General features: G+C 66.5%; 21 protein-coding genes and 4 tRNA genes. 13 read left to right on the top strand and 12 right to left on the bottom strand.

From position 1 onward, the window contains the following. Positions 1–345: 345 nt before the first annotated feature. The 3 genes from ACVT6V_RS10155 to ACVT6V_RS10145 all read right to left on the bottom strand — a co-directional run bounded on the left by ACVT6V_RS10155 (position 346) and on the right by ACVT6V_RS10145 (position 4,303). Positions 346–1,950 (bottom strand): hypothetical protein, encoded by a 1,605-nt coding sequence (locus ACVT6V_RS10155; protein WP_489899681.1) that lies wholly within the window; start codon positions 1,948–1,950, stop codon positions 346–348. A 212-nt stretch (positions 1,951–2,162) separates the two neighbouring features. Further along, positions 2,163–2,915 (bottom strand): 3-hydroxybutyrate dehydrogenase, encoded by a 753-nt coding sequence (locus ACVT6V_RS10150; RefSeq protein ID WP_489899680.1) that lies wholly within the window; start codon positions 2,913–2,915, stop codon positions 2,163–2,165. Beyond that, positions 2,912–4,303 carry an MFS transporter gene (locus tag ACVT6V_RS10145; RefSeq protein WP_489899679.1) on the bottom strand — a complete coding sequence of 464 codons (1,392 nt, stop codon included), beginning with the start codon at positions 4,301–4,303 and terminating at the stop codon, positions 2,912–2,914. The genes ACVT6V_RS10150 and ACVT6V_RS10145 overlap by 4 nt, the downstream gene beginning before the upstream one ends. Before the next feature lie 114 nt (positions 4,304–4,417). Here ACVT6V_RS10145 and ACVT6V_RS10140 point away from each other — a divergent pair, with 114 nt between their 5' ends. Further along, positions 4,418–5,353, top strand: a complete 936-nt coding sequence (locus ACVT6V_RS10140; RefSeq protein ID WP_489899678.1) for a LysR family transcriptional regulator — start codon at positions 4,418–4,420, stop codon at positions 5,351–5,353. Positions 5,354–5,478: 125 nt separating this feature from the next. Further along, complete coding sequence (locus ACVT6V_RS10135) at positions 5,479–6,972, top strand: alpha-amylase (protein ID WP_489899677.1); 1,494 nt, start codon at positions 5,479–5,481, stop codon at positions 6,970–6,972. Between the two features lie 25 nt (positions 6,973–6,997). On the opposite strand, the gene ACVT6V_RS10130 is transcribed toward ACVT6V_RS10135, so the two are convergent. The 4 genes from ACVT6V_RS10130 to ACVT6V_RS10115 form a co-directional block, all read right to left on the bottom strand. Then, the gene (locus tag ACVT6V_RS10130; protein ID WP_489899676.1) at positions 6,998–7,792 is read right to left on the bottom strand and encodes an enoyl-CoA hydratase/isomerase family protein; all 795 of its coding nucleotides are present in this window, start codon (positions 7,790–7,792) and stop codon (positions 6,998–7,000) included. A 184-nt stretch (positions 7,793–7,976) separates the two neighbouring features. Then, positions 7,977–8,050 (bottom strand) — tRNA-Phe (locus ACVT6V_RS10125). Between the two features lie 38 nt (positions 8,051–8,088). After that, positions 8,089–8,162, bottom strand: a tRNA-Asp gene (locus ACVT6V_RS10120). Positions 8,163–8,208: 46 nt separating this feature from the next. Then, positions 8,209–8,281: transfer RNA gene (locus ACVT6V_RS10115), tRNA-Glu, on the bottom strand. 227 nt (positions 8,282–8,508) lie between these two features. Here ACVT6V_RS10115 and ACVT6V_RS10110 point away from each other — a divergent pair. Together ACVT6V_RS10110 and ACVT6V_RS10105 are read left to right on the top strand one after the other, a co-directional pair. Then, on the top strand, positions 8,509–8,919 hold the full coding sequence (locus ACVT6V_RS10110; protein WP_489899675.1) for a hypothetical protein: 411 nt from the start codon (positions 8,509–8,511) through the stop codon (positions 8,917–8,919). Positions 8,920–9,025: 106 nt separating this feature from the next. Then, positions 9,026–9,101, top strand: a tRNA-Lys gene (locus ACVT6V_RS10105). A 313-nt stretch (positions 9,102–9,414) separates the two neighbouring features. Here the strand turns inward: ACVT6V_RS10105 and ACVT6V_RS10100 are convergent. Continuing rightward, positions 9,415–9,618, bottom strand: a complete 204-nt coding sequence (locus tag ACVT6V_RS10100) for a YgaP family membrane protein (protein WP_489899674.1) — start codon at positions 9,616–9,618, stop codon at positions 9,415–9,417. 190 nt (positions 9,619–9,808) lie between these two features. Here ACVT6V_RS10100 and ACVT6V_RS10095 point away from each other — a divergent pair, with 190 nt between their 5' ends. The 3 genes from ACVT6V_RS10095 to ACVT6V_RS10085 all read left to right on the top strand — a co-directional run bounded on the left by ACVT6V_RS10095 (position 9,809) and on the right by ACVT6V_RS10085 (position 11,636). Then, positions 9,809–10,600 carry a hypothetical protein gene (locus ACVT6V_RS10095; protein ID WP_489899673.1) on the top strand — a complete coding sequence of 264 codons (792 nt, stop codon included), beginning with the start codon at positions 9,809–9,811 and terminating at the stop codon, positions 10,598–10,600. Between the two features lie 140 nt (positions 10,601–10,740). Beyond that, positions 10,741–11,169, top strand: a complete 429-nt coding sequence (locus ACVT6V_RS10090) for an ester cyclase (protein WP_489899672.1) — start codon at positions 10,741–10,743, stop codon at positions 11,167–11,169. Beyond that, complete coding sequence (locus ACVT6V_RS10085; protein ID WP_489899671.1) at positions 11,169–11,636, top strand: ester cyclase; 468 nt, start codon at positions 11,169–11,171, stop codon at positions 11,634–11,636. Before ACVT6V_RS10090 ends, ACVT6V_RS10085 begins: the two co-directional genes overlap by 1 nt. 105 nt (positions 11,637–11,741) lie before the next feature. Here ACVT6V_RS10085 and ACVT6V_RS10080 read toward each other — a convergent pair whose 3' ends face one another. Then, on the bottom strand, positions 11,742–13,748 hold the full coding sequence (locus ACVT6V_RS10080) for a hypothetical protein (protein WP_489899670.1): 2,007 nt from the start codon (positions 13,746–13,748) through the stop codon (positions 11,742–11,744). Positions 13,749–13,807: 59 nt separating this feature from the next. After that, positions 13,808–15,061: an ATP-grasp domain-containing protein gene (locus tag ACVT6V_RS10075; protein WP_489899669.1), complete on the bottom strand. Its 1,254-nt coding sequence runs from the start codon at positions 15,059–15,061 to the stop codon at positions 13,808–13,810. Positions 15,062–15,320: 259 nt separating this feature from the next. Between ACVT6V_RS10075 and ACVT6V_RS10070 the strand changes: the two genes are divergently transcribed. The 5 genes from ACVT6V_RS10070 to ACVT6V_RS10050 all read left to right on the top strand — a co-directional run bounded on the left by ACVT6V_RS10070 (position 15,321) and on the right by ACVT6V_RS10050 (position 21,880). Further along, a complete protein-coding gene (locus ACVT6V_RS10070; protein WP_489899668.1) occupies positions 15,321–17,018 on the top strand; it encodes a BCCT family transporter in 1,698 nt (565 codons plus the stop codon). Between the two features lie 100 nt (positions 17,019–17,118). Further along, positions 17,119–17,859: a (Fe-S)-binding protein gene (locus ACVT6V_RS10065; protein WP_489899667.1), complete on the top strand. Its 741-nt coding sequence runs from the start codon at positions 17,119–17,121 to the stop codon at positions 17,857–17,859. Further along, positions 17,856–19,373, top strand: a complete 1,518-nt coding sequence (locus ACVT6V_RS10060) for a LutB/LldF family L-lactate oxidation iron-sulfur protein (protein WP_489899666.1) — start codon at positions 17,856–17,858, stop codon at positions 19,371–19,373. Before ACVT6V_RS10065 ends, ACVT6V_RS10060 begins: the two co-directional genes overlap by 4 nt. Then, entirely contained in the window at positions 19,370–20,005 is a 636-nt protein-coding gene (locus ACVT6V_RS10055; RefSeq protein ID WP_489899665.1) for a LutC/YkgG family protein, read from the top strand. The genes ACVT6V_RS10060 and ACVT6V_RS10055 overlap by 4 nt, the downstream gene beginning before the upstream one ends. A 96-nt stretch (positions 20,006–20,101) precedes the next feature. Further along, on the top strand, positions 20,102–21,880 hold the full coding sequence (locus ACVT6V_RS10050; RefSeq protein ID WP_489899664.1) for an NAD-binding protein: 1,779 nt from the start codon (positions 20,102–20,104) through the stop codon (positions 21,878–21,880). Positions 21,881–21,892: 12 nt separating this feature from the next. On the opposite strand, the gene ACVT6V_RS10045 is transcribed toward ACVT6V_RS10050, so the two are convergent. Both ACVT6V_RS10045 and adhP read right to left on the bottom strand, forming a co-directional pair. Beyond that, complete coding sequence (locus ACVT6V_RS10045) at positions 21,893–22,777, bottom strand: alpha/beta fold hydrolase (protein ID WP_489899663.1); 885 nt, start codon at positions 22,775–22,777, stop codon at positions 21,893–21,895. A 41-nt stretch (positions 22,778–22,818) separates the two neighbouring features. Then, a complete protein-coding gene (adhP, locus tag ACVT6V_RS10040; RefSeq protein WP_489899662.1) occupies positions 22,819–23,853 on the bottom strand; it encodes an alcohol dehydrogenase AdhP in 1,035 nt (344 codons plus the stop codon). A gap of 170 nt (positions 23,854–24,023) precedes the next feature. Here adhP and ACVT6V_RS10035 point away from each other — a divergent pair, with 170 nt between their 5' ends. Then, positions 24,024–24,932 carry an alpha/beta fold hydrolase gene (locus ACVT6V_RS10035; RefSeq protein WP_489899661.1) on the top strand — a complete coding sequence of 303 codons (909 nt, stop codon included), beginning with the start codon at positions 24,024–24,026 and terminating at the stop codon, positions 24,930–24,932. Positions 24,933–25,370 lie beyond the last annotated feature (438 nt).

Below are 25,370 nucleotides of genomic sequence, written 5' to 3'. Positions count from 1 at the left end.
GGATCAGCGCGCCGCGCAACCCAACCCCGGTCCCTGAGGAACGAGGCGCCAGCCGAGTGTCACGAAGGGCCCTTCGTGACGCATCCTCGCAGGCTCGGAGGCTCCTCAGGGACCGGGGGTGGGTTGGGCACGGTGGACCGCTCAGGGACCGAGCCGACCGCTCACGGTGGACCGCTCAGGGACCGGGGGTGGGTAGGGCGCGGTGGACCGCTCAGGGACCGAGCGGACCGCTCACGGTGGACCGCTCAGAGACCGGGGGTGGGTAGGGCGCGGTGGGCCGGCCCAGAGACCGGGGGTGAGGACTCTTTCTGTCCCACAACGGCGTTGAGAGACTCCCCACGCTCGTCACCTGTTCACGTACCGGTCCCGGACGTCGATGATGGCCTCGCGTCGCTCGGATATCAGCAGGTCCGGCGCACCGAGGTCCATCACGCCGTACAGCCCGTGAGGGTTGACGCCGTTGGCCCGCAACATGGGCTCGGCGCGTTGGGAGACGCTGCCTTTGACACCGAATGACGCCAACAACTCCTGCACGGACAGACCCGAGTCGTACTGTCCGACGGTCCTGTTGGCGCGACAGATCACCCAGGCGACGGCTGCCGCACCCCTGGCGGGCGACGCCTTGCGGCGGAAGATCTCCGGGTCACCGGCCGCCGCTCGGCTGAGGAAACGTCTCATCGCCGTGCGGTGTTCGACATCGAGAAGCTCGTCGGCGCAGGCATCGCAGGCAGCGAGCACCTCCCGGACCGCGGGCACGATGTCATCGGGAATACCGGCCCATTCGAACGATTCGTCGGGGAGAGGTGCGTCGTCGAGGTCCATCAAGGTCAGGCGGTCGCCGACCGAACGGTCGAGGAACTCGAGCATGGACCCGCCCGTGGTTGACTCGGCCCCGTCCTCGACGTCCACATGGGTGTCGATCAGTCCGGCCAACAACGCCTGCGGTCCCTGCGGCCGTGCCGACCGGATGACCCGCTGATAGTCGGGCTCGAAGTCGTCGACAGCGTCCAGCGCGGCCTCGGTCAGCGACGCCACGATCCCCTCGTGATCGTGGGCATAGCGGATGAAGGCACGCAACAGGTTCGGTAGTTTGGCGAGGTATACGGGCTCGGCGACGATCTTGCGGGGGAACCAGTCGGCCAGCAGCAGCTCGACGGTGACGCTGCTCCAACGGAACGGGTCCCCGTTCGCGTAGTCCGTACCGAACCACAACAGGTTGTCCATCAACCCGCGCTCGTCCTCGCGGTCCACCGGCTGGCCGAACGGCGAGGCGAAGAAGTCCGCCGCGATCGCCGCCCGCTCCTCGTCGGACCACTCCTTGCGGCGTGGCACCACTCCATCCGGCGGCAGCATCCGCAGCATCCACTCGACGAGTGGGCGGCATATCGGCCACGTCTCGGATTCGAGCGGGGGAAGCATCCGTGCCCCGTGATCGATCGCGTCCTCCATCACCGCCCGTGCGGTGGCCGCGTCCGTGGTCTTCAGGGTCTGTGTTCTGTCGCCGATCAGGTCGGCGAGCTTGTTCGACAACTCCGCCAAGGAGTCGGGGACGACAAAGGCATCCTTGACGACCGTTCCGAGATTGTGATCGACGTACACCAGCGCCGACAGGGTATGCCCCGACGGCAGCGAGACACCGAGCAGATAGTCGTCGCCGTCGGCCAATATGTGGGTCAAGAACCACACGTCAGGCTCGAGCCGGGCCCGATCGAGCCCGGTCAGCCAGTCCGGCATCGGGTGCCGGCGGGTGGCCAGTTCACGGCCGATCCGGGCAGCGAGCAGCTCGTCGGTCGTCAGGGCCCGGATGACCATCAGCGCCGCGGTCGTCTCGGCGTACGGCGTGCCGATGAACGACTCCACGACATCGACCAACGCCGGGATCTCTTCGTCGCGAGCGAACGGGTTGCGGCTACGCCGGTCGGTGGCCGCGATGAGCGCTCCGACGGTCATGAGCAGGTCTAACGGCTCATCGGACCGCAGTGCCGGACGCAGTTGCTGAAACAGCGCCTGATCCTCCGGACTCGCCTCCGGTCTCGCGGGGCGTGGCCTCACGGGATGCCGTTGGGGCTTTCGCTTGTCTCGACCCTTCTTTTTCTTTGCCACAGTCAGAGCCTAACGAGGACGGGATCACCCGACCGGCCGACCGACCGGGTGCCCCGACGTCACCGTGCGCTCCACCCACCGTCCATCGGATAGGACGACCCGGTCACCATCGACGCCTCGTCCGAGGCCAGCCACCCCACCAGGGACCCGACCTCATGCGGGCGGACCAGCCGCTTGATCGCGCTCTCGGTCAGCATGATCTTCTCGACCACCTCGTCGGTGTCCATCCCGTGCACCCGCGCCTGGTCGGCGATCTGCTTGGTCACCAGCTCGGTCTCGACATAGCCCGGGTTCACACAATTGCTGGTGACGCCGCGAGACGCACCCTCGAGCGCCACCGTCTTCGACAATCCTTCGAGGGCATGCTTCGCCGCGACGTAGGCCGACTTGTAGGCCGACGCGCGCAGACCGTGCACCGACGAGATGTTCACGATCCGCCCGTGCCCCCGTTCGTACATCCGTGGCAACGCGGCACGGATCAGCAGGAACGGCGCCTCGACCATCAACCGCTGCATCCGCCGGAACGTCTCGGGGTCCAGCTCCTCGATCGGTGCCACGGACTGGATCCCGGCGTTGTTGACCAGGATGTCGATGTCGAGATCGAGTGAGTCCAGTTCGGCGGTCTCACACAGATCGACCTGCCAGGCGGTGCCACCGATGTCGGCGGCCACCTGCTTGGCACCGACGTCGTCGATGTCGGCGACGACCACCTGGGCTCCGCGTGCCGCCAGAGCGCGGGCACACGCCTCGCCGATGCCGGCGGCGGCCCCGGTCACCAGGGCCCGGCGTCCCTCCATACCGGTCGCGGTCATGCCGGCACCTTCACTCCGCGCGCCGCGACATCGACGTGCGCAGCGGCGTCCGCGGCATCGATCGTCTCCAACGCGATGCCCTTGGTCTCCCGGGCGGCGATCACGGCGACGATCGTGATGGCGGATGCCACGGCGAGGTAGATGGCGATCGGCACCGACGAGTCGAACCGACTCAGCAGTGACGCAGCAATGATCGGCGCCAGCGATCCGGCCACAATGGACGTCACCTGGTACCCCAGGGACACACCGGAGTAGCGCATGCGGGTCGGGAACATCTCCGCCATGATCGCCGGCTGCGGGGCGTACATGAAGGCGTGGAAGATCAGGCCCAGGATGATGGCGAACATGATGACGCCGTAGTGGCCGGTGTGCATGAGCGGGAAGGCGAAGAAGCCCCAGGTGGCGGTCAGGACCGCTCCGATCAGGTAGACCGGGCGGCGACCGACCCGGTCGGCGAGACGGCCCACGAGGGGAATCGTCGCGAAGTGCACGGCGTGTGCCGCGAGCATCCACCACAGGATGTCCGCGGTGGGAGCGTGCACCACGACCTTGAGATAGGTGATCGAGAAGGTGACGACGAGGTAGTACATGATGTTCTCGGCGAACCGGAGGCCCATGGCGGTGAAGACGCCTCGCGGGTAGCGCTTGAGCACCTCCACCGCACTGAACGACGAGGTCTTGATCTCCTCTGCTTCACGCTGCGCCGCAACGAAGATGGGCGCGTCGGTGACCTTGGTCCGCACGTAGTATCCGACCAGCACGATGACCGCCGACAGCCAGAACGCGACACGCCAGCCCCAGCCCAGGAACGCCTGGTCGGAGAGCGTGGTCGTCAGGACCAGCAGCACGATCGTGGCGACGAGGTTGCCGGCCGGCACTCCTGCCTGCGGCCACGACGACCAGAACGCCCGAGAGCGGTTGGGGCTGTGCTCGGCGACCAGCAGCACCGCACCTCCCCATTCACCGCCGACCGCGAATCCCTGGATGAACCGCAGGGCGACGAGCAGCGCGGGCGCCCAATAGCCGACCTGACCGAACGTCGGCAGGCAGCCCATCAGGAACGTCGCGGCGCCCACCATGATCAGACTGAGCTGCAGGAGCTTCTTGCGGCCGTACTTGTCACCGAAGTGTCCGAAGACCACACCGCCGAGGGGCCGCGCGATGAAACCGACCGCGTAGGTCACGAAGGCCGCGATGATCGCGTCGAGCTCGTTACCTCCGGCCGGGAAGAACACCTTGCTGAACACCAGCGTTGCGGCGGTCCCGTACAGGAAGAACTCGTACCACTCGACGACGGTGCCAGCCATCGACGCGGCGACGATCCGGCGAAGTCCCGATGGTTTGGCGTCGCCCGGTGTGGGCGGGCTTGTGCTCGTTGCACCGTGCATGGTGTCTCCTCACGATCTGCGTGTGATGCGGGTCACGTACTCGGTCGAGTATCGATAACCAAAAGTGCGCACGCAATAACCGAAAGGGCGGATCACATCTGCAAGAATGCAGATATGCCGGTTGACAAGCTCAGTTCCGACGACTTGCTCGTCTTGCTCGCGGTCGGCCGGAGTGGCCGTTTCACCACCGCGGCCGATCTGCTCGACCTGAACCACACGACCGTGGCCCGTCGGATCGAAGCCCTCGAACGCGCGATCGGTGGCCGGGTCCTGTCCCGCGGCAGCGCCGGATGGGAGCTCACCGATCGGGGGCGACGGGCGTTCGCCGCGGCCGAGCAGGTGGAGGGCGCGGTGCGTCGGCTCGAGACCGACATCGACGGTTCGCCGACCCTGAGTGGCGTCGTGCGGATGTCGGCGACCGACGGTTTCTCTGCCTATCTGGCGGCCCCGGCGGTGGTGGCGGTGCGTCGTCGACATCCGGGCGTGAACGTCGAGATCGTGACGGCGACGCGTCTCGCCTCTCAGCACCGCACCGGCCTCGACATCGAGATCGTCGTCGGCGAGCCCCATGTCCATCGCGCCGAGGCGATCCGACTCGCCGACTATCGGCTCGGCCTGTACGCCTCGGCGAGGTATCTCGCCGAGAACCCGGCACCGCAGACTCCCGAGGATCTGACGGCGCACCCGTTGATCTACTTCGTCGACGCGATGCTGCAGGTCGACGACCTCGACCTCGCCCGTACCCTGGTGCCGCAGATGGCCGAATCGGTGACGTCGACCAACGTGTTCGTCCATGTGGAGGCCAGTCGGGCGCACGCCGGCATCGGTCTACTCCCCTGCTACATGGCCGACCGCCACGACGACCTGGTGCGTGTCCTGCCCACCGTCGGAGCGCAATTGACGTACTGGCTGGTGGCCCGCACCGAGTCGTTCCGGCGGCCCGAGGTGGCCGCGGTCGTCGATGCCATCCGCGCTGTGGTGGATGTGCGGCGTCAGGAATTGATGGGCGAGGGCCCCGCCCCGGAACCGCCCGCCGCCCCGCGCACATGACATCGCGGCACGCCGTCAGCCGACCGCGACCGGAAGGAATCCTCGGTGAACACCGCGCCCGCCGGTGACGCCGGGTGGTTAGCTGGGCGCTGACCGGTCTCGACCGATCGGAAGGCGGTGTCATCGTGACCCGGACAGCCGTTGCGTCGCGGTGGGCCGACGCGGACCACCCGTTTGTCTTCGAGATCAACACGTGGCCATGGCTGCGGGAGCTCAGCGTGACGGCCGGACAGCCCGTCGACCTCGGATCCGTCCCCGACGAGCAGTGGGACACCATCGCCGACAACGGTTTCGACGCCGTGTGGCTCACGGGGGTGTGGCAGCGCAGCCCGGCCGGTGTGGCGATCGCACTGCAGAACGCCGATCTGGTCGCCGATTTCGAGGTGGCACTGCCCGACTTCACCCCTGACGATGTCGTCGGGTCGCCGTATTGCATCCGCGACTACCGAGTGGACGCAGCGCTCGGCGGTCCGGCCGGCCTCGCGGCGGCGCGGGCGGCCCTGGCAAAGCGGGGTGTCGGGCTGCTACTCGATTTCGTGCCCAATCACGTTGCTCCCGATCATCCCTGGACCACGGCACATCCGGAGTTGTTCGTGCACGGCAGTGTCGAGGATCTGCGCAGCGATCCATCCTCCTTTGTCGAGGTCGCGGGCACGATCCTGGCCAACGGCCGCGACCCACACTTTGCGGCATGGCCGGATGTCGTTCAGCTCGATGCATTCGCGCCGGCGCTGCGGTCCGCCGCCATCGACGTGCTGCGCATGATCGCCGACCAGTGCGATGGGGTGCGCTGCGATATGGCGATGTTGATGATGAACGACACCTTCGCACGCACTTGGGGGTCGCGGGTCGGCGACCGGCCCACCGACGACTACTGGCCGACCGTCATCCCCGCGGTCCGAGAAACCCACCCCGGGTTCACGTTCATCGCCGAAGCGTACTGGGACCTCGAACGGCAGCTACAGCAGCAGGGGTTCGACTTCTGCTACGACAAACGTCTCTACGACCACCTTCGTCACGGCGACGGTGAGGCGGTACTGCAGCACGTGCGCGCCGACACCGACTACCAGAACAAGCTGCTGCGATTCGTCGAGAACCACGACGAACCGCGCGCAGCCGAGGTGTTCGGGCGGGCACAGCTCAAGGCCGTGACGGTCACGACCCTGACCCAGACCGGGGCACGCCTGGTCCACGACGGCCAGATCGAGGGTCGCCGGGTGCGGCTACCGGTCTTCCTGGGCCGGTTCCCGGACGAACCGGTCGACCGGGACCTCGCAGACTTCCATCGGTCTCTGCTCGCGGCAGTGCGCGACAGGACGTTCCGTACCGGCAGCTGGCAGCTCTGCGATCGGTCCGGCCGACCCGGCAACGCCACAGTAGGCAAGCTCGTCGCGTGGTGCTGGACCGGCGAACACCGGTGGCTGATCGTGGTCAATCTCGGTGACGAGGTGGCCGGCGGCCACGTGAAGTTCCCCTGGAAAGACGCGCCGGGAAGCAGGTTTCGCCTCGCCGACGCCACCGGCGGCATCACGCTCGAGCTCAGTGACGCGGTGGACGGGTTCCACGTCGAACTCGAGCCGTGGCACTGGCACTTCTTCCGCGTCGAGGCCGACCGGTAGTACGCGTGAATGCGGGCCGCGGTCGTCAGCGACCGGTGAATACCGGTCGGCGCTTGTCGAGGAAGGCGCCCGCAGCTTCGCGAGCGTCGTCGGAATGGAAGCAGCGCACCATCCGGTCGGTTTCGTCGAGCAGATACTCGCTCAGGGGCGCGGTGGCGGACTGGAGCAGATTCTGCTTCATCGCCTGCAGCGCCAGCGGCGCCGAGGATGCCAGCCGGTGTGCGAGCTCGCCGGCTCGCTCGTGCAGCACATCGACGGACACCACAGATGAGACCAGCCCCAGATCGTGCGCCTGGGCCGCAGTCAACTTACTCGGCGTGAGAAACAGTTCACGGGCGCGGGCACCACCGATCAGATTGCTGATCAACCAGACACCCCCGAGATCTCCCGACAGCCCCGCAGTGACGAACGCGGTGTTGAATACTGCGCGCTCGGACGCGATCCGGAAGTCGGCGGCCGCAGCGAGCGACAGGCCGGCGCCGGCACACGCGCCGTCGATCGCCGCGACCGTGATCTGCGGTAGACGGTGGAAGGCGAGCAGGGTGTTGCCCACCTGCCGCATCCGGGCCGTGTCCGCCTCGACCGAGTCGCGGCGCAGCGTCCTGGACTCTAGCGGCGCGGACAGATCACCACCGACGCTGAAGTCCTGACCCTGCCCGGCGAGGATCACCACCCTGAGGTCCGGCGACCTGGAGACCTTGTCGACGACCTCGCGCAGTTCATCGAGAACGGCCCAGGAGACCGCGTTACGCCGACCGGGGTTGTCGAGCAGCACGGTCGCGATCGCCCCGTCGATGGTGAGCTGCGTATGACCGGTCAATGGTCCTCCTCGGATTGTTCTGACGCCCGCGTGAACTGGCACACAACAATTCAATTGAGAGAGATCGACCGCGTCAAAGACACGATCTCACCTGGAGGGTTTGCCATCGCCTATCGATGTGGGTGTTCGGACTCGACACGCCAGTGAGACGAGAAAACCCCCGAACGATGTCGGGGGTTTGACGTGGCCAGGGCCGGGATCGAACCGGCGACCTTCCGCTTTTCAGGCGGACGCTCGTACCAACTGAGCTACCTGGCCGGACGGCACCCTAACCGAATGCCAATCGCAATAAATTGCGACCCTGACGGGACTCGAACCCGCGACCTCCGCCGTGACAGGGCGGCGCGCTAACCAACTGCGCCACAGGGCCATGTTCTGTTGTGTGCTCCCCCGGTCCGCAGGGGGCCGGGCAAGCGTACCCCCTACGGGATTCGAACCCGCGCTACCGCCTTGAAAGGGCGGCGTCCTAGGCCGCTAGACGAAGGGGGCCGGTTCTCCGTTGGGAGCCGACTTAGCTTAGGACACTCCTCGAACAATTCACAAATCAGGTGGTCGGAGCCGGTTTTGGTGGCTCTGGCGCCCACCTTGAACACCGGATGTTCAGACACGTGACTCGCGCCCACCCTTCGCTGACAACGATCCGTCGTTCATGATAAGCAAGAGCAATGGGGGAACAGCTTGTCGTCCGTCCGGCCGATCCGAGCGATCATCGAACGGTGGCGACACCGTTCGACGAGGACGCCATCCGGCGATTTGTCGCACGCCACCTGCTGGCGATGCCGATCGAGGATCTCGACGCCGACGACGCGCCGTTCGTCGACGGACACCGACCCGCCGGCGCCGCCTACATCGCTCCCTCGGGCATCCGGGTCGACGTCGGGCCCGGCGCGATCGTCTTCCACGAAGGCGGCAGCGCTGCCGAACAGACCATCTTCGCGGCGCTCAACGAAGTCGGCGGGATCGCGGTCGACGCGGACCATGCCCTGGCGATCAGTTGCGACCCGTCGTGGCTCGATGCCGGCGCCAGCCCGGCGAACACCCTGGTCGTGGTCTCGACCATCACGGAGTTGCGAGAGGCGATGCGGATGGGCGCCAACCGATCCGGCATCGTCGACGGCCGCACGTGATGCCCACCGAGGTCGAGCGTGCGCCGCGAGTGCAGTGCGCGGCAGGCCCCTGCCGCAGCGATCCCCGGGACCTGTAAACTCATCGACGCCCTGCTCGCAGGGCACGGCCCCTATAGCTCAGTTGGTAGAGCTACGGACTTTTAATCCGCAGGTCCCAGGTTCGAGCCCTGGTGGGGGCACCATGAATCGCCTGGTCACGGGCGGAACACGCGCAACCGCGTGGCGCGACTCACGATGGAGGTAGCGCACCCGCCCTGGCGATCGACATCGTCGCGGGCGCCGTCAACGAGTTGTGATCACGCCGACCACGCGCACCGCAACAGCCGATTCGGGTCGCGTTGCGCCCACATCCGGCAGCCCTTTCCGAGCATCCACGAAACCACCCGTCTCGCCGCCCTCGATCACACAGGCGTCCCGACGAGTCAAACAGCCAGTACCACAGTAATTTTCAGTGTTCTGTCGTCCTGCGTCCACGAGGGCAGCAGACTCCCCCGATCAGCGGAAGGCCACGCCGGGCCTGAGCCCCACCTTCTTGAAGATCAGGGCGGCCGGACAGAATCCGGTGAAGGCCGACTGGATCAGGTTGAGACCGACGAACACCGTCAGCACCAGCCACCAGTTCGAGACGAGGACAGCCACCACTACCGAGATCAGCACGATGGTCCCGGCCATGGTCAACACAGCACGATCGATGGTCACAAACATTCCTTCCGATGACTTCGTGGACATAATACCCCCGGGGGTATTTTGTCCACCAATCGGGGTATGCGTCGGTCGGCCTGAGAAGCGGCCGACAGGCAGGGCGATCGAGGGTACGAAAACCGCGGAATCGCCGACCGTGAGCGTTAGCCTGAGGGCACGATTTCTGGGTCGAACCCACGGAGAGCACATGAGCGGCGGCATCGGATTCCGCGACGCGCTGAGCGCCGAGTTCACGCGCATCCGACAGCACCCGGGTGACACCATCGCCGTCGTAGTCATCAACGGACTGCTGATGACCTTTGTCTGGTTTGCCTTGCCGCGCAGTTGGTTCTTCCACTTCACCGGACCCTCGGGATATGCGGTCGCGTTGTCCTGCTGGATGTACGCCGACGTCACCGCGACGAATGTTCTGGCGGCAGACAGTGATCGCGTGCTGACGTTTCTCGACGACCCCGACACGCTGCGCACCGTCCTGCGCGCCAAGGAAACCGCCCTCTGGCTGATCATCGCGCCCGTGTGTGTGGTGGCAGCGGTGGTGTGCGGCTACTTCGAAAACGACTGGCGGTACACGGCGGTCGTCATACTCACGGTGACCGTGGTGCCGATCGGCGCGCTCGCGGTGAGCGGAGTACTCGGAGTGCTGTTCCCGTACCACCAGCGACCGCTGCGCTGGCGCTGGCGTGAGCGGTCCCGATTCCGACCGGTGATCCTGCGATGGTCGGTGCTGACGGTGATGCCGTTCCTGGTGTATCCCGCGTCGGCCATAGCCATCCTGGCGATTCCGCTCGGCATCTGGTGGCTGATCACCGACATCGACGGCAGTCAGCGGCTACCGACGTCCGATGCCGCGGTGTGTGCGCTGATGGCCATGGCGATCAGCGGGGTGTGCTGGTGGTGGGCGCACCGGTTCGCGGTGACCTGGGCGGCGCGACACTCGGACGCCCTCCGTGACTATCTGTCTGACCGGGAGCGTGGGTGAGAAGCACGGAGGTGGCTCGTTTCATGGTCGTCGGTCCGAGGCCGGCTTCACCTCAGTGATGGGTACAGATCTGGAACTATCCAGCGCCCGAGGATCGGGCGAGTATCAGGAGGCAACCACAACTCGCAAAGGAACCCATCGTGACCACGACTGATTACACCGCCACCATCGCCAACGCAGTGGACAAACTCAACGCCGGGAACGTGCAGGGCTATGTGACCTCTCTGTACGCGCCCGACTGCCGGTTCCATGGGTTTCCCGACGCCTTCGCCCCCACCCGCGACGGCATTGCCGAGTTCTTCCGTACCCTCATCGAAGCGGTACCGGATGCGCGGATCACGGCGACCGACGTCCTCACAGATGGAGATCGTGTCGCGCTCCGATTCACTCTCACCGGTACCCACCGCGGGGAACTGTTCGGCGCCGCCGGAACCGGCCGTCCGCTCGCCGTGGAGGGCATCACCATCGTGCGCTTCGTCGACGGGCTGATCGCCGAGCGATGGAACCGACTCGATGACATGAGTCTGCTCGCCCAACTCGGCGCGCTCCCGGCCGCGGCGAGCGCCTGATGTCTCTTCTCGACGCCGAGCGGGGCGACGAAACGAGCGCGACCGAGGCGAACAAGGCGCTGATCCGGCGACTGTTCCACGACATCGATGCGCTGAGTCCCACCCTGCACACGGACTATTTCGACCCGAACTACGTGGACCACACACCGCTTCCCATTCCCGGACTCGCGGCCGGCATCGACGGGGCCCGACAGGTCTACGAGGTCAACCAGTCGGCGTTCTCCGCACCATCACACGTCATCGAGGGCCAGATCGCCGAAGGCGACCTCGTGGCCACCTGGCTCACCGCCGGCGGCCGCCACACCGGCGAACTACTGGGCATACCGGCCACCGGCAAGGATGTGTCGATGCGCGGTGTCACCATCTTCGAAGTCGTCGACGGGAAGATCGTCAGCCGTTGGGGCATCAGCGACCTGCTCAATCTGTTCGTCCAGATGGGAGCCGTCCCGCCGCCCGGCGTCCACTGACCGACGGTGCCGAGGGTGACAGGCGCCTGTCGCTCCCCCATTTCGTTCTCGCTCCTTCGATCGAGGGAGCGGGAACGTAATCGGGGAGCGAGAATCCATCCGTGGCTACGCGCCGGCTTCTGAGGTGGCCGGCATCCGATCGGCGCCCCAGCTGCGTTCGATGTAGCCGACCACATCGGCGACGTCGGCGGCCGGGACCTCCTCGGGTGCACCGTCCTCGAGCGGGTCGGCGTGGAAGATGTACAGCCGGGAGGCGAACTGCTCGAACGGCAACGACCCCTCGCCCGGCCGCTCGCCGTTGCCGGCGGTGCCGACGACGACACCGTCGCCCCAGTCCTGGCCGCTGTCGTTGTTCGGGTTGAAGAAGTACACGCGGACGACCCCGTTCGGGTCGTCGGTCACGCGCAGGATCGTGATCGCGTGCCAGCCGACATAACGGGCCGCGCTGTCGGTGAAGGCGATCCCGGCCGGCTGGGGGTGGATGAGCGGTTGGCCGCCGTTGTAGGCGGGGTGATACGCCGCATAGAACTGGCGGATGAAGTCGTCGAGGTCGATCAGGTTACCGGTCTCGACGTCGACGTTGATCCGGAATCCCCGGGCCGACCACCAGCCGTGGAACTCGGGGTTCACCCAGCGATGCGGGTCACCGGGCCGTCCCGCGCAGCGCCGGACCATCTCCGCATAGATCCGGTCGAGATGCGGGACAACCAGCAACGACACCGGATCGAGGTCGATGGGGTCGGTGGCGGCGACCCCGCCCACACTGTCGGCCGATGAGATGGCCTGCCCCTCGAAATGGGCGACGACCTCATCGTCGCGGGCCGCCCACGCCACGACCTGCAGAAGGTAGTCGGGATCGTTGTAGGCCCACATGGACAGCGCTCGGGCTGCCTGGCACGTCGGGTTGTCGCCCTGTCCGACCCCGAGTGGCTGGCCCAACATGGACAGCAGGCCACCCAACAACAGCGCGGCGGGATCGACGTCCGGGCCGAACGCGGCATGCATACGCTCACTCACCCGCGGTGTGAGGGTGAGTCCCGCCTGTCGCCACAGCGACGGGACCACCGGCGGCTGATGCAGGATCCCGCGATCCAACAGCAGCGCGAGGCCGTACAGACACTGCGGCGAGTGCGGATGGACCGCCCGCATGATCAACTCGTGCACGAGCTCCGGGTAGCGCAGCAGGCAGTTGCGGCCCACGTCCGACACCCCCAGCGCCTCGGGCAGCAGGTACATGTTGTCGTCGACCAGGAAGCGCACCAGCGCAGCGTGATACGCCGAGACCAGTCCGGTGTCGTGCATCGCGCGGGCGAAGCCACGGGCCTCGAACTCCAGCCCCTCGGCGTCCATCGCGGCCACCCGGGACAGATACACGTCGACGCCGGGGTCCTCTCGACACGCCTCGGTCGGGCCGAACAGGGCGCTGGTCAGGCGATCGAGTCCCTGACCCGCGGACCCGAGGTCCACCGACGGGTCGTTGCGCTGGATCGCGATCCGCGTGACCATCGCGGTCACGTGGTCCACCTGGATGGGACGCTGCCGAAGTATCCGCCAGAGTTCCTCGACGAGTTCGTCGAGCACGCTGTCGTAGCCGATCTGATCGACGATGTAGCCGAACACGTCTCGAGTCATGTGCGCGGTGCGGCCCTGTCGCACACGGTCGGCTTCCGACGGCGCGGCGAGCAGCACCTCCAAGTTCATCGCGAGGATCTGGGAGAGAAACCGACGGGCATCCTCGGCGGTCACGTCGTCGCGACTGTGCTCCCCCATGGCGATCGCCAGCATCCGCAACTCACTGGTCGCCTCGAGGACCACGGTGTCGGCGTGATCGCTGCGCAAGCTCGGCCCGGCGAGGCCGGGCACCAGGATGGCCGGGTGGTCCCAGTCCGACCCCGCGAACACGCCCGCCGCCTCCAGCGCGCCGGCACGATCGCGGATCGCCGCCGCCCCGCCGTCCTGCGTCAGCACACGGCGCAGCGAGTCCAGGACCCGACGCAGCTTGCCCGGCTTGGCATAGTCCGGCGCATCCCGGATCGCCGCGACCGCGTGATCGAGCTGTTCGATCCGGGATGCGAGCGCCCGGCCGGGATCGGGGGCGTCCAAAGTGGCCACGAAAACCTCTGCTGTCCTCGAGGTCCGCGCGGCGCCGTCCTGTGGCCCAACGCGAACCGTCATACGTAAAAGTCGAGCTCTTCCTGCTGCTTGAGGAGGTCACGCATCCGGTACGGGTCCTCGCCGAAGAAGTAGAGCAGACCCCAGTGCGTGCCGAAAGCCGTGCGTTTGGTGACGGTCTCCTCCAGCGGCTCGGAGAGATCGTTGGTCTCGTAGTAGTCGTCGTCGGCGGTGACCTCGGGGATCTCCAGATTGGACACCACGCGGCGACGCGGGTACACCCCGAAACACCCGGCGATACCGTTCGCGTCGACCACCTCACGCGGGAAGAACGCGTCGATCTCCTCCTCGGTGGTCTTGGGGTCGAACGAGAGCACCAGCGCCTGATAGGCATTGAAGCCGTAGGCACGTTCGAGCAGCTCGAACACCTTGAAACCCGGTGGCCGGTAAGCGACTTCACCGAAGTACATCTCGCCGTCGTTGGTGACGAAGTACTCCGGATGCACGAATCCGAAGTCGATGTCGAACGTCTTGATCAGCTTCTCGATCTGCGCGGTGATCTGTGGCCGGTACTTCTCGAGCTCGGGCGTGGCCGGCACGAAGACCGAGTACCCCAAGGTCACATATTCCGAGATGTTGAGGAACTTGATCTTTCCGTTGTGAATCCATGCCTCGACCGCGAATTCCCAACCGTCGAGATGTGATTCCATCAGCACCGGGAATTCTTCGTCCGGGATCGAGTCGACCTCGTCGGGAGTTCGGATGACACGATGACCCAGGCAGCCGGCCTTGTCGAAGGCCTTGAGGTGGATCGGGTCGTTCGGATCCCCGTCGAGTTTGAGCAACGTCTGGTTCACGCGGCGCAGAAAGCGGATCACGTCCTCGCGATCGTGCGCCTCCTCGAAGATGCCGACCCGGATGCCACCGAGCTGCGCGCGACGCTTCATCAGCGCCTTGTCGCGCAACAGCATTGCCTGACCGAAGAGTCGAGGCTTGTTCATCAGGACCGAGTTGATGGCACCGGCCCATTCGACGGTCTCCTCGAACAGCGGGATCGCGACGTCGACGCCCATGTCCTGCAGCGTCTCGGCGATCTCCAGCGACCGGTCGTTGAGTCTTTCGAAATTCCATGACACATAAGGGATGTCATGCTCAGCGCAGTACTCCTCGGCCCAATCGGGCGCCACCACGACGTAGCGGCGGTCGAATCTGTCGACGGCCTCGATGGCCCCCAGACTCCAGCCGAGCAGTGCCACATAGCCCTTGGTCGGATCCTTCTCTCTCTTTGCCTCGATCGTCGCGGGCTGCGACATACATGTCCTTTCGCTCAGGATCTTGCGCGGTCATGTGGACTCGATTCAACCGTACAGATGTGCCAATCGCATCGCGCCCGCCGTCTGCACCCAAAACGGACAAACTTCGCAAGTGTAACGACTCGATTGCATCGGTGGCCAACGCCGCCGCGAACGACGATGCTGAGAAACAGTCGACGGTACTCCCGATCACACGCGATCCGACCAGCAACGAAACCGAACCCACGATGGAGCCGTCGAGAATTGGAGACGGCGAAAAGTGGATACTCTCGCACGTAAACTCGGCCTTCGGACAAATCCGCACATCTTCTTCTGGTCAGCCGGCCTGACGATCTCCTTGCTCGTCCTGTTCCTGATCTTCCAGGACTGGGTGGGCGATGCGTTCGGCAACGGGCGTGAATGGATCGTCACGAATCTGGGATGGTTCTTCATCCTCGGTGTGACCGTCTGGTTGATATTCCTCATCTGTGTGGCGTTGAGCAAGTACGGGCGGCTGCGCCTGGGCGACGACGGGGACAAACCCGCGTATTCGAATCTCTCCTGGTTCGCCATGCTCTTCGCCGGAGGGATCGGCACCGTACTCATGTTCTGGGGTGTCGCAGAGCCGATCTCACACTTCTCGAATCCCCCGTTCGAGGGCGTCGCGCCGTACAGCCCCGAGGCGGCCGAGGATGCGATGAACATTTCGCTCTATCACCTCAGCCTGCACACCTGGGCCATCTTCACCCTGCCCGGACTCGCCTTCGGCTTCTTCATCTACCGATACAAATTGCCGATGCGCGTCTCGTCGGTGTTCTACCCGGTCCTCAAAGAGCGCATCCACGGGCCGATCGGCAAGGCCATCGACGTCGCTGCGGTACTGGGAACGGTCTTCGGCCTCGCGGTGTCCCTCGGCCTGGGTACCTCGCAGATCAACGCCGGGCTCAGCGAACTCATCGGACTGCCCGACTCGGTCTGGGCGAAGGTCATCATCATCACCACCCTCACCGTCGTCGCGACCTCGTCGATCGTCGTCGGGTTGGAGAAGGGCGTGAAACGCCTGTCCAACATCAACATCCTGATGGCGGTCGGCCTGATGCTGTTCGTGTTGGTCTTCTCCGACACCGTCTTCCTGCTACGACAGGTGATCGAGAGTCTCGGCTCCTACGCCGCCGAGATCGTCCCGCTGGCGTTCTGGAACGACGCGATGGCCGACTTCACCAAGGAGGGCGGCTGGGGCTGGCAGGGCGGCTGGACGGTCTTCTATTGGGCATGGACCGTCACGTGGGCACCATTCATGGGCGTATTCCTCGCCCGCATCTCCCGGGGCCGCACCATCCGGCAGTTCGTCGGCGGTGTGCTCGTCGCCCCGTCGCTGTTCACCCTGGTGTGGTTCGTCATCTTCGGATGGTCGGCCATGGAGATCGACGGCATCGGCGGCGACGGCGGACCGATCTCGGCGGCAGTGGCCGACAGTGTGCCATTGGCGATGTTCGAGTTCTTCGCGAACTTCCCGCTCACGACGCTGATCCAGGGCATCGCCGTGGTCGTGGTGGCGCTGTTCTTCGCCACCTCGTCGGATTCGGCGTCGCTGGTCGTCGACATGTTGTGCTCGGGCGATGCCGAGGCGGGACCGGTCCGGCAACGAGTGTTCTGGGGACTGACCGAGGGAGCGGTCGCCGCGACCCTGATCGTGGTCGGTGGCGAGGCCGGACTCAGCGCACTGCAGGAGGTCATCACCGTCGTCGGGCTGCCGATCTTCATCCTCGTCAGTCTGATGATCGTCACCTTGTTCATGGGTCTGCGTGCCGAGAAGCACAAGGTGACACCGATGACGCACGCGCACTTCCTGGACATGTACAAGGATCAGCTCAAACCCGACGGAGCCGCTTCACCGCCGCCTCCGTCGGACGCCTCCGAACCCAGCACCTCGGTGGACATCGGGTCCGAGGCGAGACCGACCGCCGACACCTCCTGACGGGCCATCGGCCTGCGCGGATCGGCCCGCCCCACGCCGGTCCCGAACAGCCTTCGACGATCGGGCTGCGCACGATCCCCCGGTGGAGGATGATCGCGTCATGAGGGTCGCACTGTTCGCCACCTGCTTCAACGACACCATGTGGCCGAACACCCCGAAAGCGGCTGTGCTCCTGCTCGAGCGCCTCGGGGTCGAGGTCGAGTTCCCGATCGAACAGACCTGTTGTGGACAGATGTTCACCAACACCGGCTATGCCGAAGAAGCAATTCCCGGCGTGCGGCAGTTCACCGAGGTGTTCGGCGACTACGACGCCGTGGTCGCGCCCTCGGGGTCGTGTGTGGGATCGGTCCGGCATCAGCACCGCGACATCGCCGACCGGGCGGGCGACCGACGACTGCGCAGTGCGGTGGACTCGCTGACCCCAAAGGTGTTCGAACTCAGCGAGTTCCTCGTCGACGTCCTGCAGGTCACCGATGTCGGCGCATACTTCCCGCACCGTGTGACCTATCACCCGACATGCCATTCGCTGCGCATGCTGCGGGTCGGCGACAAACCTCTGCAGCTGCTCCGCCAAGTGCGCGGCATCGACCTGGTCGAGTTGCCCGCCGCCGAGGAGTGCTGCGGCTTCGGTGGGACCTTCGCGATGAAGAACGCCGACGTGTCCGTGGCGATGGGGTCGGACAAGGCGGCCAACGTCAAGGAAACCCGGGCCGAAGTGCTTGTCGCGGGAGATAACTCGTGTCTGGCACATATCGGCGGACTGCTCTCTCGAGAGCGATCCGGGATCCGGATGATGCACCTGGCCGAGATCCTGGTGTCCACCGAGGAGGAACCGGCATGAGCACCGCTGACGAGACCGTCGACGCCGCACATCCACACGTGGGGGTGACGTCCGCCTTCGTCGGCATGCCGAAGTTCCCGATCGCCGCGCGCGACGAGCTGACCAACACGACGCAGCGCCGCAACCTCGCCCACGCCACCGGGATCATCCGCAGCAAGCGCGCCGAGGTGGTGAGCGAGCTCGACAACTGGGAAGAGCTCCGCCTGGCGGCCGAGGCCATCAAGAACCGGACGCTGCGCCACCTCGACGACTACCTCGTCCAGTTCGAGGAAAACGCCACCGCAGCAGGCGCCGTCGTACACTGGGCCCTAGATGCCGAGGAGGCCAACCGGATCGTCGTCGACCTCGTGCGCGCGACCGGCGCCGACGAAGTGGTCAAGGTGAAATCCATGGCCACCCAGGAGATCGAGCTCAACGAGGCGCTCGCGGCCGCCGGGATCGATGCCTGGGAAACCGATCTCGCCGAACTCATCGTGCAACTCGGCGACGACTGGCCCAGCCACATCCTGGTTCCGGCCATCCACCGCAACCGCAGCGAGGTCCGCGACATCTTCCGGCGGCGAATGGGCGAGGTCGGACGCGCGGCACCCGACGACCTGACCGACGAACCGAAGCGGCTTGCCGAAGCGGCGCGGCTTCACCTGCGGGAGAAGTTCTTACGAGCCAGGGTGGGCATCAGCGGCGCCAACTTCGCCGTCGCCGACACCGGCAGCCTCGTCGTCGTCGAATCCGAGGGAAACGGCCGGATGTGCCTCACCTTGCCCGAGACCCTCATCTGTGTGGTCGGCATCGAGAAAGTTCTCCCGACCTGGGCCGACCTCGAGGTCTTCCTGCAGGTGCTGCCGCGATCGAGCACCGGCGAGCGCGAGAACCCCTACACGTCCATCTGGACCGGCGTCACCCCGGGCGACGGACCGCAGGACATGCACATCGTCCTGCTCGACAACAATCGGAGCACGGCGCTGGCCGACGAGATCGGGCGTGCCGCGTTGCGCTGTATCCGCTGCTCGGCCTGCCTCAATGTCTGTCCGGTCTATGAACGCGCGGGCGGCCACGCCTACGGCTCGGTCTATCCCGGCCCGATCGGCGCGATCCTCACGCCGCAGTTGCGGGGCACGACGTCGGCGGTGGACCAGTCGTTGCCGTTCGCGTCGAGCCTGTGTGGCGCCTGCTCGGATGTCTGCCCGGTTCGTATCCCGATCCCCGAACTGTTGGTGCACCTGCGAACCCGGGTGGTCGACGAGCACCGAGGCGGGTTGCCCACCCCGGAGTCGGGCGCGATGAAGGCCATGGCCTGGATGTTCGGCAGCCACAAACGTCTGGAGGCCGCGCAGAAGGCCGCCACCACCAGCCACCGGTTCTTCGGCCGACGCATGACCATCGGCGCGCTGCCCGGTCCGCTGTCCGGTTGGAGCTCGGCCCGCGACATCCCGGTGCCGCCGGCGGAATCGTTCCGCGACTGGTGGAAACGCGAGCGCGGTGGGCGCTCCGGCGACCGAGGGCCGCGATCATGAGCGCCCGCGAGGAGATCCTCGGCCGGGTCCGGTCGGCCCTCGCCGATGTGGCGAACACCGATGTCACCGAGACACCGGTCGACTGGTCGTATGGGCGGCCGGTCGGCACCGGGGACCTCGACCTCGTCGACAGATTCGCCGAGCGGGTGGCCGACTACCGGGCAGCCGTCGTGCACGTGAGCGAGGACGAGCTCGGCTCGGCGGTGGCCACGGCCCTGGCGGCGGTCGACGGCCCGATCCTCGCCGACGAGACGATCCGGCAGCGGGTCCACACAGACCTGACCTGGGTCGACGACATCCTCTCCGCGGCCGACCTGGACACCGTGGGGGCGGTCGTCACCGAGGCGACCGTGGGGATCGCCAACACCGGCACCATCGTCCTCGACCACGGTGCCGGGCAAGGTCGACGCGCGCTGTCACTGGTCCCCGACGTCCACATCTGCACCGTCGACGCCGCACGGGTGGTCGACGACGTCCCGCAGGCGGTCGCCCGGCTCATCGAACTCGGTGTCCAGTCGCGGCCACAGACGTGGATCAGCGGCCCCAGCGCCACCAGCGACATCGAGCTCGACCGCGTCGAAGGGGTGCACGGGCCGCGCACCCTGCACGTGATCATCACCGGGGCGCCGTGAACCGCCCGCCCCGGACCACCGGCGCGAACAGCCGAGGACTCGTACAGTCGTCTCGTCAGGCGTGTGCCTGAGGAGACGCTCCGAGGAAAGGATTCGATGGCCGACCGAGGGCACCTGATCGTCTGCGGATTCTCCGCAATGGGTGTCCGCATCGTGGAGCAGCTGATCGGCTCCGGCGAGCGGGTGGTACTCGTGGTGCGCAGCGTCGAGCCCGAACTCGTTGCCGCGCTGCGCCGGTGGGAGATCGATCATCACACCTCGGTGGTGAGTGTCAGCGCCGCACTGGTCGATGCCGGCATCGAATCCGCGCTGGCCGTGGTGTGTGTCGCCGACGACGAACTGTGGAATCTGGAGACCGCACTGACCGCCGGGGAGCTGCGACCCGATGTCCGCGTGGTCACGCAGATGGCCAACACCACGGTGCGCGGTGCGCTCTCCGACGGCATATTCCCCGGCGCCACCCTCGACATCGCCGAGCTGGCGGCGCCGTCGGTGATCGAGGCCTGCGAAGGCCACCCCGAGTATCACCTGGAGATCGAGGGCGTACCGTTCGTCGCCGCCCAGCTGCCGATCCAGACCGAATCCACCCTGCGGGAACTCTTCGGCGACCTCGCGCCCGTCGCGGTCGCGGCCGGGCCGGGAGACCGGTCGCACCGCCCCGGGCTGACCGCCTGCCCCGGACGTGACGTCATCGTGCGTCCCGGAGACACCGCGACGATGTTCGGTACACCGCGGCAGTTCGCCGAGCATCGGATCGATGTCGGGCAGGAACCGGTGAGACGGTCGGACGCGACGAAACCCAGAATCGGCCCGCTGAGTCGGCTACGTCAGGCCGTATCGTCGTTCGTCCAGGACGTGAACCCGAACTTCTTCCGGATGCTCGGTGCGCTCGCGAGCCTGCTGATCGTGTCCACCATCGTGCTGCGCTTCGGCTATCAGCGCCCCGGGATGTCGGTGCTCGACGCGATCTACTTCAGTACCGAGACCGTCGCGACCGTCGGCTACGGCGACTTCAACTTCTCGTTTCAACCGACGTGGCTGCGGGTCTGGTCGATCGTGTTGATGTTCGCCGGCCTCACCACGACCGCACTGGTCATGGCGTTCCTCGCCGAGCTGCTGGTGTCCCGGCGGTTCTCCCACACCATCGGCCGGCGCCGGGCACGCATGATGTCGGGGCATGTGGTGGTGATCGGGCTGGGCACCTTCGGAATCCGCGTTGCGCGCGAGCTCCGTGCCCGCGGTCGTCAGGTCGTCATCGTCGAGATATCGCAGGCCGACCGCTATGTGTCTGCCGCCCGCGACCTCGGCATCCCGATCGTGGTCGGCGATGCCACCCTGCCGGAGACCCTGTTCGACGCCGGCGTCGACCGCGCATCCGCAGTGGCCGTCCTGACCAGCAACGACATGGTCAACGTGGAGATCGGCATCACCGCACGCGGTGTCCTGGGCGACCGGTGGGCCGACACGCCGTACCGGCGCGGCGTGCCGGTTGTGATGCGGATCTTCGACCGGCCGCTCGCCGACGCCCTCACGGCCCGGTTCGGGTTCCGCAACGTCCGGTCGACGGCCGAGCTCGCCGCGCCCTGGTTCATCGGTGCCGCGCTCGGCCTGGAGGTGCTGGGCACGATGTCGGTGCGGTCGCAGTCGTTCATGGTGGGACGGGTCGCGATCCACGCCGGCCAGGGGCTCGACGGCATCGCGATGAAGGAGCTCTCGGCACACACCCGGGTGGTCGCGATCGCCCGGACCGACGGTTCGCTCGAGTATCCGCCGCGTCGCGGGACGAGCTTCGCCGCGGGCGACCGCGCGTACCTGATGGGGCCCTACGAAGAACTGTTGTCCGTCCTGGAACAGCAGCGACAGGGCAACGCCTGAGCTGGCGTGCCGCTACGTCTCGACCGAGATGTGGCTGACCGCGTCGACCGCCTCGACGAACGGCGGGATGAACCACTGGGCCCCGAGCACACAACACGCGTGTCCGCCGTCGACCTCGAACCGTCGCGAGCCGCGGATGCCGTCGAGTAGCAGCTGCTGACGAGCGGGCTCGACGACCCGATCGCGCACCGAGACCACCACCGAGGTGGGAACGTCCACGTCGGCCAGCCACGACCGCGAGTCGAACGCGCCGAGTCCGTCGCCGAACTGTCCCATGTGCGACAGCGGGGTGGAGAAGAACTGCCGCAGAGCCCACACCGCGGTGTGCACGGATGTGTCGTCGAGGCGGCCGACCCGAGGACGCGGCAGCAGGCGGTTCATCGCCGTCAATATCCGCCCGGTGCGCTGCGACTGTGCGCGCAGGTCCGGATCATTTGTGCTGAAGTACGGACCGGTCGAGCAGAGGACCAGACCGGAGACACGCTGCCGGTGTCGACGCCACACGAGCTGGGCGATGCCGCCACCCATCGAGAAACCTGCCGCGGTGAACCGCCGGATCCCGAGCGCGTCGGCGACCGCGACCACGTCGTCGGCACAGTCGCGCAGATCGAATTCGTCCGACCGGATGCCACGCCCGTGCCAGCGCTGGTCCATGGTGATCACCCGATACCGCTTGTTCAGCTCGGGGATGACCGGATACCAGCAGAGCAGTCCGGTGGTGAGCACCGAGTGCAGCAGGAACACCACGGGCGCATCCTTGGGGCCGGAGTCGGTGACGAACACCTCACCGCGCCCCGGCAGATCGAGCATCGACCCGGACGGAATGTTGCGCGCCGGGTACGGGCGTGTGACATGGCCGAAGGCGCGGGCCGCTCCGCGCGCGAAGTCAGATCTCACACTGACGACGGTACGCGGTTCAGGTTGAGAAACACCTGTGATCAGCGGTAATCGATGACCATTCGACCCTCGATCTTGCCCTCCTCCATACGGCGGAAGACATCGTTGATCTCGTCGAGGCGGGTGGTCGTGACCGTCGGCTTCACCAGGCCGCGGGCATAGAAGTCGAGCGCCTCCGCCATGTCCTGACGCGTCCCCACGATCGACCCGCGGATGGTGAGGCCCTTCAGCACGACATCGAAGATCGGCGCCGGGAAATCTCCCGGCGGCAGTCCGACGAACACGATGGTTCCACCTCGTCGGGCCATGCCGATCGCCTGGCCGAAGGCCTGCGGATGGACGGCGGTCACCAGCACGCCGTGCGCGCCGCCGGTCTGATCGACGATCGCCGCGGTGACGTCGGTGTCGGCGGCATTCACCGTCACCTCGGCGCCGAGCTCGCGTGCCAGCTCCAGTTTGTCGTCGCCGATGTCGACGGCCGCCACCCGCATGCCCATGGCCGTGGCGTACTGCACCGCGACATGGCCGAGTCCGCCGATCCCGGAGATCACCATCCACTGCCCCGGCCTGGTCTGCGACACCTTCAGACCCTTGTAGACGGTCACACCCGCGCAGAGGATCGGGGCGACCTCCACCGGGTCGAGTCCGTCGGGGATGCGGGCCGCGAACTTCTCGTCGACCAGCATGTGGGTGCCGAACGAACCATTGACCGAATAGCCGCCGTTCTGCTGCTTCTCGCACAGCGTCTCCCACCCGGTCCGGCAGTACTCGCAAGTCCCGCACGCCGACCACAGCCAGGCATTGCCGACCTTGTCCCCCACGGCGAGTTCGGTCACGCCGGGGCCGACCGCGACAACCGTGCCATACCCCTCGTGACCGGGCACGAACGGTGGCGACGGTTTGACCGGCCAGTCGCCGTGCGCCGCGTGCAGGTCGGTGTGGCAGACGCCGGACGTCTCGAGTTTCACCAGCGCCTGACCGTGTCCGGGTTCGGGTACCTCGAGCTCGGTGATCTCGAGTGGATCACCGAAGCCGGTGACCACCGCCGCCGTGAACGTCTGACCATTGCCTGTCATCTCCGCACCACCTTGTACATCTGTGTGTCCTGGCGTTCCCCAGTGTTCGCCACCGCGGGCGTCGACGGTCCGGTTTCGGGAGCGAAGCACAATGAGTTCATCGGATCGTCGCGTGGTCGCGACCAGGGGCCGTGACCCACGACACAGCCAGGCGTGGGATGCTCGAAGACATGATGGACATCGACCGTCCCAAGATCGAAGGGGCCGTGTCGGTCGGCGACGGACGACGGCGAATCGGTTTCGCCGAGTTCGGGTCGGCCACCGGCCGCGCCCTGTTCTGGCTGCACGGGACCCCCGGTGCGCGACGTCAGATACCCACCGAGGCCCGCGCCTTCGCCGCCGAGAACGGGTACCGGATCATCGGTCTGGACCGACCCGGGGTCGGATCGTCCACGCCGTACCGCTATCGCAGCGTGTCCGAGTTCGCCACCGACCTCGAGATCGTCGCCGACTCACTGGGTATCGACGAGTTCGCCGTCATAGGATTGTCCGGCGGCGGGCCGTACGCACTCGGGGTCGCGCACGCATTTCCCGACCGTGTGGTCGCGGCGGGCATCCTGGGCGGTGTCGCGCCCACGGTCGGACCCGACGCCATCGGCGGCGGAGCGATGCGCATGGGTCAGGCGGCGGCACCGATCCTCGGCGTAGCAGGCGCGCCGGTGGGCAAAGTGGTGAGTTCGGTCCTCAGCGTGGCCCGACCCATCGCCGAACCGGCGATCAAGATCTACGGCCGACTCTCCCCACAGGGTGACCGAGAGTTGTTGTCACGCCCGGAATTCCGGGCGATGTTCCTCGACGATCTGCTGCACGGCGGGTCCCGGCGCATGGAGGCGCCGTTCGCCGACATCGTGGTGTTCTCCCGGGACTGGGGATTCCGTGTGCCCGAGGTGTCGGTGCCGGTCCGCTGGTGGCACGGCGACCGCGACCACATCATCCCGCACGAGCACGGCGAGCACATGGTGTCTCTGCTCCCCGACGCCAAGCTGTTCACGATGCACGGTGAGAGCCATCTCGGCGCGCTGGGCATGTCCGTCGACATCATCAGCGAACTGATGACCGTGTGGGACCAGCCACGCTGACAGGTCACCTCGCCTTCGGGGCTGCCCTTCGTGACGCTCGCAAACCAACCACCGGTCCCTGAGGAGCCTCCGAGCCTGCGAGGATGCGTCACGAAGGGCCTTCGTCACGCAACGCTCACACCTTGCTCCGCGCGGAAACGGAGTTCCCACCACCCGCCCCCTGAGGAGTCCGGAGCGCTAGCGGAGGACGTCACGAAGGGCGCCCTTCGTGACAGTGAGGATGATGGTGGGTAGTCGAGGAGGCGTCGTTGGGGTCTGACCTTCTTCGTGACTGACTTCTCATCGGTTGGATGGGTTGGTCTTTGACCGCGACTTGTCGGCATCAGGGATGTCTGTTCGGCTGCTCGTGAACAACTGGAGACCTTGCTAGGAACCGGGGCGGGTGTGACCTGATAAGGACCTTGCCCGACCACTGCGAGTCGTGGCTCTTCACTGTCC

The sequence above is a fragment of the Gordonia sp. LMA167 genome (assembly GCF_058130025.1).
The sequence above is the reverse complement of the archived record's forward strand: the minus strand, read 5'-3'. Positions and strand labels throughout refer to the sequence as shown.

Bases quoted from the DNA above. Each gene is read 5' to 3' on its own strand.
- ACVT6V_RS10055 (WP_489899665.1), top strand. From the start codon at position 19,370: ATGAGCGCCCGCGAGGAGATCCTCGGCCGGGTCCGGTCGGCCCTCGCC.
- ACVT6V_RS10155 (WP_489899681.1), bottom strand. From the start codon at position 1,950: ATGACCGTCGGAGCGCTCATCGCGGCCACCGACCGGCGTAGCCGCAAC.
- ACVT6V_RS10050 (WP_489899664.1), top strand. From the start codon at position 20,102: ATGGCCGACCGAGGGCACCTGATCGTCTGCGGATTCTCCGCAATGGGT.
- ACVT6V_RS10085 (WP_489899671.1), top strand. From the start codon at position 11,169: ATGTCTCTTCTCGACGCCGAGCGGGGCGACGAAACGAGCGCGACCGAG.
- ACVT6V_RS10095 (WP_489899673.1), top strand. From the start codon at position 9,809: ATGAGCGGCGGCATCGGATTCCGCGACGCGCTGAGCGCCGAGTTCACG.
- ACVT6V_RS10150 (WP_489899680.1), bottom strand. From the start codon at position 2,915: ATGACCGCGACCGGTATGGAGGGACGCCGGGCCCTGGTGACCGGGGCC.
- ACVT6V_RS10065 (WP_489899667.1), top strand. From the start codon at position 17,119: ATGAGGGTCGCACTGTTCGCCACCTGCTTCAACGACACCATGTGGCCG.
- ACVT6V_RS10035 (WP_489899661.1), top strand. From the start codon at position 24,024: ATGATGGACATCGACCGTCCCAAGATCGAAGGGGCCGTGTCGGTCGGC.
- ACVT6V_RS10145 (WP_489899679.1), bottom strand. From the start codon at position 4,303: ATGCACGGTGCAACGAGCACAAGCCCGCCCACACCGGGCGACGCCAAA.
- ACVT6V_RS10075 (WP_489899669.1), bottom strand. From the start codon at position 15,061: ATGTCGCAGCCCGCGACGATCGAGGCAAAGAGAGAGAAGGATCCGACC.
- adhP (WP_489899662.1), bottom strand. From the start codon at position 23,853: ATGACAGGCAATGGTCAGACGTTCACGGCGGCGGTGGTCACCGGCTTC.
- ACVT6V_RS10060 (WP_489899666.1), top strand. From the start codon at position 17,856: ATGAGCACCGCTGACGAGACCGTCGACGCCGCACATCCACACGTGGGG.
- ACVT6V_RS10140 (WP_489899678.1), top strand. From the start codon at position 4,418: ATGCCGGTTGACAAGCTCAGTTCCGACGACTTGCTCGTCTTGCTCGCG.